Raw genomic sequence first — 10091 nt, forward strand, 5'->3', positions numbered from 1 at the left:
ATTTTTACCGCCAATCGGAATCGAGGACGGTTCAAAGTGACCTAAGCCTTTATCCAAGGTTTTGTACGAGGTCCCGTGGTAAAAGGGCAATGCCTCAATGTCAATCCCCGGAATATCAATGGTTCCCATCACGCCGCCTTTATCCATAATGGCTTGATAGAGAACCTCTTCCCCCAGTCGACCTTGTTGGCGATTAAAGACAAATTCATTATATGCCGTTGCCAGCTTGGCTTGTTGACTGAGTTCTTCCTGACTTAGAGCCTTCATCTTGTTGTCATAACTACTGACCGCCTCACTTCGTTCTCGATTAGCCAGCAGATTGCCGATGATGGGGTACAAGAGGATCAGAATTCCCCCTAAAATCATGACAAAGGCAAAATAGCGCAGAAAACGCCCTTGTCGTTGCGGCTTTTTAGGCCTTTTTTTACTGGATGAGTGCGTCATTTTTCGTCGTTTTTTCTTTCGTACCATCGTTGCGTCCATTTGCGTCCCCTTTTTCCTCGATTGCCAGTTCTTATTAACAGATGAGGGTGAGACAAAGTCTCACCCTCCACTTGTTTCACGACGGTTATGTGATAAACATGCGCCAAAAATCTGTTCATTACACTCCGTTTCGTCGTCCTAAACGACTTCAATACATTACGATCACATTAACTTCTATGTGCTAAAGCACTAAGAGTTGCTATTATTCTTAGCCGTTTACTGCTTAGAAATGAGAGTCATTGAAGATCATCAAAGGATCGAAGTTTACGTAGCGCTCAGAGTAAAACAACTTTATGGCCCAGCTTCATCTATTTGTGATTATCCTTGACGTCGCTTAGATACTCTCATTCCAAGTAAACCCATCGCCATAATAAGACCTAACATCCAAAACATCTGGGTTGCTCGTCCGATAGACCCACTGGTTTGTGGGAGCTTTTTCGGTGGAGTCTTGAGGGCTGGCTTTGGCGTTACCACGCTTGATTTTGGATAGAGATAGACCTGAGTTAACCGCTCCGTCCCGTGAGTCATTGGCAGCTGAACCAAAATCGGCTGCATCGGCATTTTTAGGGTCTCATTGGGACGTTCTTCAACTTGATAGGTCCCTGCTGTTAAGCCATTAATCTCAGCATTCCCTTGGTTGTTGGTGACAAGAGACATTGTAAATGCCTCCTCTCCAACCGTCGGTTGGTAAGAACTCAGTTCGGTGACTGGCAACGAGGGCTCTTTTAACTGAACCTTCGTTAGCTGATACGTGACATCAGCCAAGGGATGTAAGCTGTTCCCCTCTTTATCGGTAACCTTGTCTAACTTCCGACCATCCTGAGGGAGTTCTTGATTGAGGGTCGTTCCTTCTTCTAGACGATACTTAACAATGTGAATCCCGTAAGTTTCTTCCTCGACCGCCTCATTCACATTGCCAATAGCCAGACAGCCTATCAATAAAAGAAGACTCACTCCCCACTTAGTTAATCGGGTCATGCGGATCGCCTCCTTCTTCGTTTGGTTGGCTTCTGCGGTCGTGATCGTACTAACATCACCATGACGCCAATACTTAACAGACTAGCCGCTCCCACAAGTAAGAGCTGAATCATCGTCTCACTTCCAGTAAAGGGTAAGACCGTTTCCTCCGCGTCGTCTTGGTACAAGTGAATCACTTGATTCCCTTCGGTTATCTTAACGGGAATCGGTACTTTCACTAGTTCAAATCCATCAGGCGATTTCGTCTCAATTAGCACATACTCCCCTGGAAATAAATCAGTTGTAAAGACAATTAAGCCTTTCTCATTCGTGACCCCACTGTTAATTTTAGTTTTCATATCCTTGGTATAGACATCAAACTCCGCTCCAACAAGTGGCTTCCCAGTAGCTTTTTCTGCGTCACTCAACTTGCCATCACGTTGCTATCCTTGGCACTGCCTGCTTCATACTTAAACAACTGAACCGTCCCTGTGTGAATCAATCCGAGGTTGACATTCTTGACATAATGAGTCGGATTTCCCACGCCTGTGGCTGTATTGAGTTCGCTCAGAATAGGCTGTTTATAAGCAGGAGTTCGATAGGGCGTTGTTTGACTGGCCTTAGAATTTTTTGTTGGATCCGTTCCAACTAACGGCTTGGTAACTAACACTTTTTTCTTAGTCACTAAGTCACCAATCACAAACTCCGCTACATAGTCGCCCTCTGGTAGATTGGAGAAGGTATACGTGCCACTTGCATCTGTCTTAATCAAAGAATTCCCAGACGCATCAACAAATTGGGCACCCGTTAAACTTTGCGTGATCAGTTTATCTTTGTAGGTCTTGTCTATCAAACTAGTTCGGTACAGCTTCACTGGGATGTCTTTGGCAAAAGGTTCTGCCTTACTATCTGCTTTTAATCCAATCAAGCCATCCTGATTGTCATCGTACCAAGCCACACCCGTTAAATCTCGACCATAGACACGTGTGATCGCGGTTTGCGAATGGATAGGGAGATTTAAATCTGAGTTCATTGAGGCGTTATTCACTAGCACATCGCCCGCTTTTTGTCCTGTTGGTTTTACCGTGACGGTTAATTCAATGCTTTTCCCAACAGGCAGTGAGCCGTGTGACACAAGAAACGCTTTCGCGTTAGCGAGACTCGCGACTGGTGTCGTGCCAGGTACAAAAGACGTCCAGCCTGTGATACTACTTGGATCCGTCTTTTCATCTGTTTTAGCGTTAGTAAACGAAATCTTGGCTGTTGGGTCATTAATTTTTACCTCCGATACAGTGTAAGACCCACTAAATTGGGTGCCACGAGAATCACCGGTGTAAGGCAAAACCTCCAAGAGCTTAGAATTAGGAATCGCAGAAGCACTTTCATTGACCATCTTAATGTTGTAGGTGATCGAATTATCTATATTTTCCCCTACTTCAATGGCCGGTTTATCAGCAGTCTTACTTAAAATGATTTGTTGAATCAACATTTCGATGAACGTATCTGAAGAGGAACGGATCCCCTCTGCCGACTCATCCTTAAGTGTCGAGTTAGATGAGACGCACATCTCTCCTACCGTTCTAACCCTTAAACTATCTGTATAACCACTTTCTTTAAAGGTCAATTGAATAAAATCAGACTTTGCCTGAAAGTTAACCTCTATTCCTTTTCCAATGTCTTTACCTTCAATCTTTGAAAATTCCCATTTAAGTTTTGTCGTACCATCAGTAGCATTTTGGATGATAGTTGGTTCATCTAATGGTACTCCTAACCCATCTGTTGAACCTCCACCTTCGGCCTTACTCTTATAGGAAATTCCTTTTGGTAGCGTCGTGGTGAGTGCAGCATCATATGAAATGTCAGGACTACCTGACATAACCCCTGTTACTGTTATATCAATATCTTCGTTTGATTGATATAAGTTTTTCTTGACATCGGTTTTAGTAGTAATCGCTATTGGTTTGACAAAAGCTGATTCTCCAATGTAATTCCAGTAGTCCATTGGTTTCGTTAGGACCTTGCCAGACTCATCAAAAATACTAGGCTTATATGTTCCAACACCATTTGCATCTGGATAACCACTTTTAACAGCATCAGTTTTATTAGGACCTTGGTAAAGCAGAGTACCGTCTTCTCTAACAAATTTTTGAGCGCCTAATACTACTAGAGTTTTACTATTTCCAGGTTTTCCAACCACTATTACAGGAACAAAAAAGGCATGGGATACACTTCCATTTTTTGGATCAGGATCAAATCCCCCTTCATAATGAACCGCACTTATATCCTTAGATGGCGGAGGGGTATCATGCCATGTATAAAGTGACAACATACTGTCAATTGGTCCCACTTTCATAGTAAATGGTGGCGTTTTGAGTAGAGATTTTGCAACACCATACTTGATTTTTATTTCATTATTTTTTGTAGACCAAGTATCCACGTATACTTTTCGCTTCTCATCAAACTCAAAATCTGAAGGGTCCCACATCAAAAGTTGTCCTGCACCTTTTACTTGAGTAGTATTACTTGTCTCTTGATAGCTCTGCAAAGCAGCGCGTTGTCCCAGAGAAACCTGAGACATCCCATAGTTCAGTTGACCAGACACACCAATCCCTGGGGTTGCTGGCGAATACTGAACACCATCAAATCCCCATTTGGAATTAGCGTCTTCAACTTTTAAAGAGGGCATCGAACTATAGCTTCCAGCTGGTGTGACAACTGTTGGGTAAGAAATCCCCGATGAGTTGGCCGTCGTAATTCCATCATAAGTAACTGAATCAACATACAAGCTCATTTCATATTGTGACCATTTATTTTTTATTGCTAAATCGTTAGTCTTTTTTCGATCCCAATAAAAAACCATTTCTAAGCTAGAAAAGCTCTTATCGGTCGCAGACTGTGTGCGATTTCCCGTCATATTATAGGTATATGGATTTACAACCCCTGCATATGACTTATTTGAAACAGTCGTTTCAAATAATGCGGCATTCGACTTTAGGGTAAATGCTCCCGAGTCATAAATTCCGATTGTTGAAAGATCTTGCGCAGGTTGTGACGTGTATATTTTTTTAGTCTTAGCATTAGGAACATTTAAAGACCTAGTAAGCTGAGCAAAATTAATTGTATCTGTTTTTGTCCATTCACCACTCGCTCTATCATTAATTGCAGGAGCAGACCCAACAAGCCCAAATGGATTGTATTGACTTACTACTAACTCTTTCGCCGGATTCGCTCCGATCTGATAGGTCCCCTTTTGCTTGACTGCGTATTTTATTTCCCCTGTTGGAAATGTTGACCCTCTGTAATCACCTGGCTCTCTTCCAGCAATAGGTTGTAGCACTGTAACTGCTCCTACATCATATCCATTTATACTTGTATTGCTCCAGTTAAATAAAGTATTTGTCTTGACTTCACCCTGGACAAGCCTAACCCCAACAGATGGTTTCGCCGAGACAATCGTCGGGTTCACTTTCAGTTTTGGCAGTTCAGTGTCCTTATAAACCTTATTAAAAACTTCCGTCTGCCCTGTTTCGACATTAGTCGCATCCACAATCTCCAGTTTAAATGTCGGAGTTAGTATTTCTTTATTCGAGGCACCATACACATTCAGTATGACCGGCACAAACACTTGGCCACTGTCACTAATCACCGACTCCATCACACCTTGTGAATACTGAGCACCCGGACTTGTCGGGTTATCAACATAGGTCCCATTCGCAATTTCTCCATTATGTTTAGGCGTTCCACCCGTGTTTGCTAGCGCATTTGACAGCTCACTCATGACGCGGTAACGAATATTTGTATAACGGGTCATCAGTGACGTATTTTGGATGGAAAATGACACCAAATAACTCACTTGATCAAAGGACCGAACAATATTGTTCGTTTCAGATGCATCATGGCCAGCAAGATTGTCATCATCGAAACGTGAGGTGCCTGTTTTAATGGGGATGTGAACATCACTAATGACAATCGGTGACTCACCAGCTTCAGTCTCCTTTGTTTGCTTACTTGAAGGAGAAGCCTCGCTCATATATTGCGGTTTCTTTAAGGAATCTTTAGCTGTATAGGCTTCTGACTCTAGCTCTTTCAATGTTTTTTTAGTTGGCACGGTCTCAACTGCTAAGACTTGATCATAGGTATCAGGAATATCCGATGATTGGTCTGCTTCTGGTAGAGGGCTCGCTTCCCCATCTGTTGAGGGCACTTCGCTCTCTTCTGTCTGTTTCTTAAATGTGAAGAGAGAGGCAACCGTCTTGTCACTAAGAGGATCAGTTAATTCAACTTTGCTTTCAGCAGACGTCACTCGTTTAACCACAAAATGAAGGGGCTGATTTTTAAGTAACCGAATATAACTACCGATTGGGTTCCCCTGTTTATCTATCACGTGAAGGAGGTCCTCTTTTAGACGTGAGGTGTCAGTTGAGTTGAGTGCCTTAACCTGTTCCTTTACATCAAATAGTGCCGTCGTCACCTCTGGCAAACGATCCGCTTCTCCGTTGCTATCTAGCGCTAATACTTGATACTCTTGACTAACAGGAAGTAACAGCCAACTGCTTTCGTTGGCTGTTACTTCCACTTGGACTTCCTCTGCTTCTGATGAAAGGGGCGCTGTGACAAGCTCCCCATCAACCTTCACCGTGAGCTTGGGCGATTGAATTTCTGTCGCCTTAAGAGACTCCTTCTGTAAGCCCCAAATGAGACCTCCCACTAAAAGACAGATTCCGAAAAGAACGGCGACCAGTTGCTGCTTTTTTTTCTGGTTATGCATACGTCTTCCCTTCCTTTCTTACTGACTTTAAGCGTGACGACGTTTTTTATCAATGGAGATGGCCACTGTTCCGACTGTAATTGCGCCTAATGCTAAGACCACTAAGATAGTCGTGCCGGTGCCCCCTGTAAATGGTAGTTCTGTTTTAGCTTTATTTTCAATGTCTATTACTAAATTGTCATGTGTGTCTACTTTTACTGTAACCTTCACAGGCGTCTTCAACAGCTCATACCCATCTGGTGATTTTGTTTCCACTACCCAATAATCTTTTGAAATAGCTGTTTTGTCCCAGGTCGCTTCACTTGGAATACTTGGGTCTTGCTTTCCATTTCCATTAGAGTCTGTAAACCAATCCAATTTCAACCCATTAAATTCTGCTTTGCCTGTTGCATCACTCGTTGATTTTAAGAACTCGACTCCAGATGGTAACGCTGGATCTGCCGTTCCATCATCTTTTAAGGTATAACTATTACCGTCAGAGGCTAAAAATTTCTTCGCTTTAGCGTCACTTTCTGACTCTGCAAGGTAAAATTCTGCGCCAGCTAATTTCGTTGTCCCATCTTCAGCCACTTTGTTAAGTTTAAATCCACCATCATAAAATTCAGGCTTATCACTAGTCGTCTCCATTGGTTTTTGACCTGGGATTAAATAGCCTACCTTGTATTCATTGTCAATAACGCCATTGAAATCTTTCTCGACATGTACTTTATAAACCACTCTAATATGCGTATCTTTTTCTTCTGTTAATTTCTTCATCCCATCTTGCGTCAAATCTACCACAACTTTTTTAGCCTCACCTACTGTTGTATTTTTAACAGGGTTAGGCGCCACAATCTCGGTTCCGTTTAAGGATACTTTATACTCAGCACCATTGGTTAAAGGTACCCAAGTAGACCCATCCGTTGTGACTTCCACTATCACATCATCCAATAACAATTGTGTATTTAGATCATCTGATATCGTGAAGTAGTCAGCGTATGACTCATAAGGGTCCGCTGGACTCGCTATAACTGACAAATCTGGTAATGGGTTGCCATCTTTATCATGTCGATTATTAATCGTCATATCTTTCGTAATCTCGTTGTACAACCCACTTGGCAGTTTCGTTGTAGCTTCCCACTGGAAAGAGTTTCCTGCTTTAATTGAGAAACCTTTACCGCCTTCAATGGTTTTATCTAGTGATATATCTGTCACAATATTTTTTGGATAGACATTGACATCATAAATTAGCTTACCTGTATCTTTACGACTTGTTTGAGGCACCCATGCAAAGAATGGTGCCATCGGAGATGCGACCGTTAATCCTGTTTCACCTGTTTCTGGATCAGTGTAGGTATAATTCCCTGCTGCATCAGGTACTTCTCGAACAAGATAAATCCCATCTGCTAATTTTTTATCTGTCATTCCCTCACTGAGGTCAAACACAAGCTTCCCATCTTTGTCAGTCATTCCTGTTTTGGCAGTAAATGAGGGATCAATAGTGTAATCTCCCTTGTCAAGTGTTTGTTTCGTTGGATCTGTTAAAGATACTCCTACTTTTGGGATCACCTTCACCACTTCGAATGTTACATCTTGCATGACTTTTTTACCGGTTAAATCAGGTGCTGTTTCACCGTCACCTCGTTCACCTAATTCAGCTGTATTATTGATTTCATACTTCCATAATGTCAACGTACGATCAGATGTGGTATCTGAAACAGGATTCCCACTGATCACTTTTGCTGACTCAGCGGCATGTGCCACTGGCACGTCCATAATCAGTGCTCCTCCGATACTTGCTAAAAAGGTGGTCGATACCACCAAACAACTCACTACTTTACTTTTATACGATTTCATTCCTTCTTTTCCCTCTTTCGTTCTAAATTTATTCAGTTTACTCTACATTCACGACCGCCACTTCCCTCAGCCCCACCACCTTTCAGTTCTCTTAGCCGACTTCCTACTAATCTCGATTACTTTTTTTGACATATTTATGAACGGTTCCCAATGATACTTCGCAGATTTCGGCAATTTCTCTCATCGTCTTGCCTTGTTGTTCAAAGAGAAAGACAATCTGGTCAACCGTTCGATTGTCTACTTTAGGACGCCCTGTTATACGGCCTTGTTGTTTTGCCACTTCAATACTCGTGCGAATCAAATAACTCCGATGCCTCTCTTCCATTTCTAATACTTTCAAGACATCCGTATAAAAATTAGGCGAGAGCTCTGTATCTAATTTGTCTTGTAAGCTGATCAACCGAATATGGCGCTTGCTTAATACTTCAAGTAACTCTCTAAAAGCCTTAGAATTCTTGGCAAAGACTCGTAAATCATAAACTAGTAGCTGATCCTCCTCAGCGAGAATTCCTAAGAGTCGGTTCAATTCACACTCCATTGACACATCGGTCTCTTCGATAAACACTTCTTGGCATTTATAAGCTCGTAACATCTCCAATTGTTCAAGAGTTGAAACAGGGTATTCTTTTCTTACGTAAGCGTATAGTGACATTGATTTAACACATCCTTTCCTCTTTTTACGCCCCTCATTAAGCTTGATATAACGCGATTTAGAGAGTCTAAAAAACTATAGATAGTTAGACTTGCAAGAAAAACGCAAAAAAACTCTCTTTCAAAAATACAGAATCCCTTTAAATTGGGATTTGTCATGAAAAAGAACGTTAAAAAACAATAGTTATTTTATCGTCTAAAAATCAATAGTTTATTATAGACTTATAGAACTTGTCAAGAATTTTTTTAATCTTTTTTTGAACATTATCTTAGCTAAATAAACATGGGACTATTCAAAGAGACACCCGTTTTCTTTTCCCCTCTATTAAATACCCCTCTTTATTTGATCTTTTATTGAGTCACATACTCACCTCTAAAAATTACTGAAAAAGGAGAACATTTTTATGGCAACTATCGGTTATATGCGTGTTAGTACCCATCATCAAAAATTTGATTCACAAGAAAAAGCCCTACTTTCGTATGGCGTTGATTTCCTGTTTAAAGAGTTTGAAAGTGGGCGAAAAAAACAACGAACGGAACTGAATAAGGCTGTCGCAATGTTACAACCTGGTGATACCTTTGTTATTTTCAAATTAGACCGACTCGCACGAGGAACGCAACAGCTCTTACAATTACTTGAAAGCTTTAATGACCGCCAGATCAACTTTGTTAGCATCCAAAATAATATCGATACCTCTACCTCCATGGGTCGGTTTTTCTTTACCGTGATGAGCGCCTTTGCCGAAATGGAGGCCGACTTAATTCGAGAACGCGTCACGGCAGGCTTAGAAGCCGCCAGAGAGAAGGGCACAAGATTGGGACGTCCTAGTCGAACTAAAGAAGTGGATCATGCTCTTAAATTGTATCAAGAGACCGACTTATCGGTTGTAGAGATCGCAAAGCAGTGTCACATATCCACTCCTGCTATCTATCATAATCTTAAGAAAAGAGGGATTCCTTGTCGCAGCGTCTCATCCTAGTTACTTATTTGTGAGACTAATAATTGGTTCTGTCATCTTCTCTTTTCTTTTGATTGACTACGACTTCCCAACAAGGATCAGATCTACGTCCTAGTCTAATTGATGGCAGTGAAAAGAACCACTTGCCTAACTCATGCCTTTTTAACTAGTCGCTTCTTAGGAAAAACCTTCCTAACACTTGATATAACACGCTTTTCTGATGGTTACTAGCAAAAAAAAGGCAACAATCTTACCCCAAAAGCATGAGTTAGCCACTTTTACATTGACTAAAAATTATGTCAGAATGAACTCAACGCATCATCTTGATATCTTCTCCTAATCATAAGGAGGAGCAAAAATGAACACATCAGTTGTTTTTTTTGAATCAGGCACATTAGATTTATCTTGCCACACCGTAAGCGAGGAGCACCTCCTCA

At 41.6% G+C, this 10091-nt stretch carries 7 protein-coding genes; 1 reads left to right on the forward strand and 6 read right to left on the reverse strand.

The window, feature by feature from the left end; translation table 11 throughout:
- The 6 genes from AC5KOD_RS03570 to AC5KOD_RS03595 form a co-directional block, all read right to left on the reverse strand.
- Window positions 1–483 (reverse strand): sortase family protein (locus AC5KOD_RS03570; RefSeq protein WP_496913160.1); only part of this gene is annotated, 483 nt, incomplete at its 3' end.
- A gap of 318 nt (window positions 484–801) precedes the next feature.
- Window positions 802–1461 carry a pilin N-terminal domain-containing protein gene (locus tag AC5KOD_RS03575; protein WP_496913161.1) on the reverse strand — a complete coding sequence of 220 codons (660 nt, stop codon included), beginning with the start codon at window positions 1459–1461 and terminating at the stop codon, window positions 802–804.
- Window positions 1458–1868, reverse strand: a complete 411-nt coding sequence (locus AC5KOD_RS03580; protein WP_496913162.1) for a prealbumin-like fold domain-containing protein — start codon at window positions 1866–1868, stop codon at window positions 1458–1460. The genes AC5KOD_RS03575 and AC5KOD_RS03580 overlap by 4 nt, the downstream gene beginning before the upstream one ends.
- Complete coding sequence (locus AC5KOD_RS03585) at window positions 1865–6208, reverse strand: SpaA isopeptide-forming pilin-related protein (RefSeq protein WP_496913163.1); 4344 nt, start codon at window positions 6206–6208, stop codon at window positions 1865–1867. The genes AC5KOD_RS03580 and AC5KOD_RS03585 overlap by 4 nt, the downstream gene beginning before the upstream one ends.
- A 27-nt stretch (window positions 6209–6235) precedes the next feature.
- On the reverse strand, window positions 6236–8044 hold the full coding sequence (locus AC5KOD_RS03590; RefSeq protein ID WP_496913164.1) for a SpaH/EbpB family LPXTG-anchored major pilin: 1809 nt from the start codon (window positions 8042–8044) through the stop codon (window positions 6236–6238).
- Window positions 8045–8150: 106 nt separating this feature from the next.
- Window positions 8151–8696, reverse strand: a complete 546-nt coding sequence (locus AC5KOD_RS03595; protein ID WP_496913165.1) for a recombinase family protein — start codon at window positions 8694–8696, stop codon at window positions 8151–8153.
- 403 nt (window positions 8697–9099) lie between these two features.
- On the opposite strand from AC5KOD_RS03595, the gene AC5KOD_RS03600 reads away from it, so the two are divergent.
- Window positions 9100–9675: a recombinase family protein gene (locus AC5KOD_RS03600; RefSeq protein ID WP_496913166.1), complete on the forward strand. Its 576-nt coding sequence runs from the start codon at window positions 9100–9102 to the stop codon at window positions 9673–9675.
- The last annotated feature ends 416 nt before the right edge of the window (window positions 9676–10091 follow it).

Source organism: Vagococcus sp. WN80Y, from assembly GCF_059621045.1.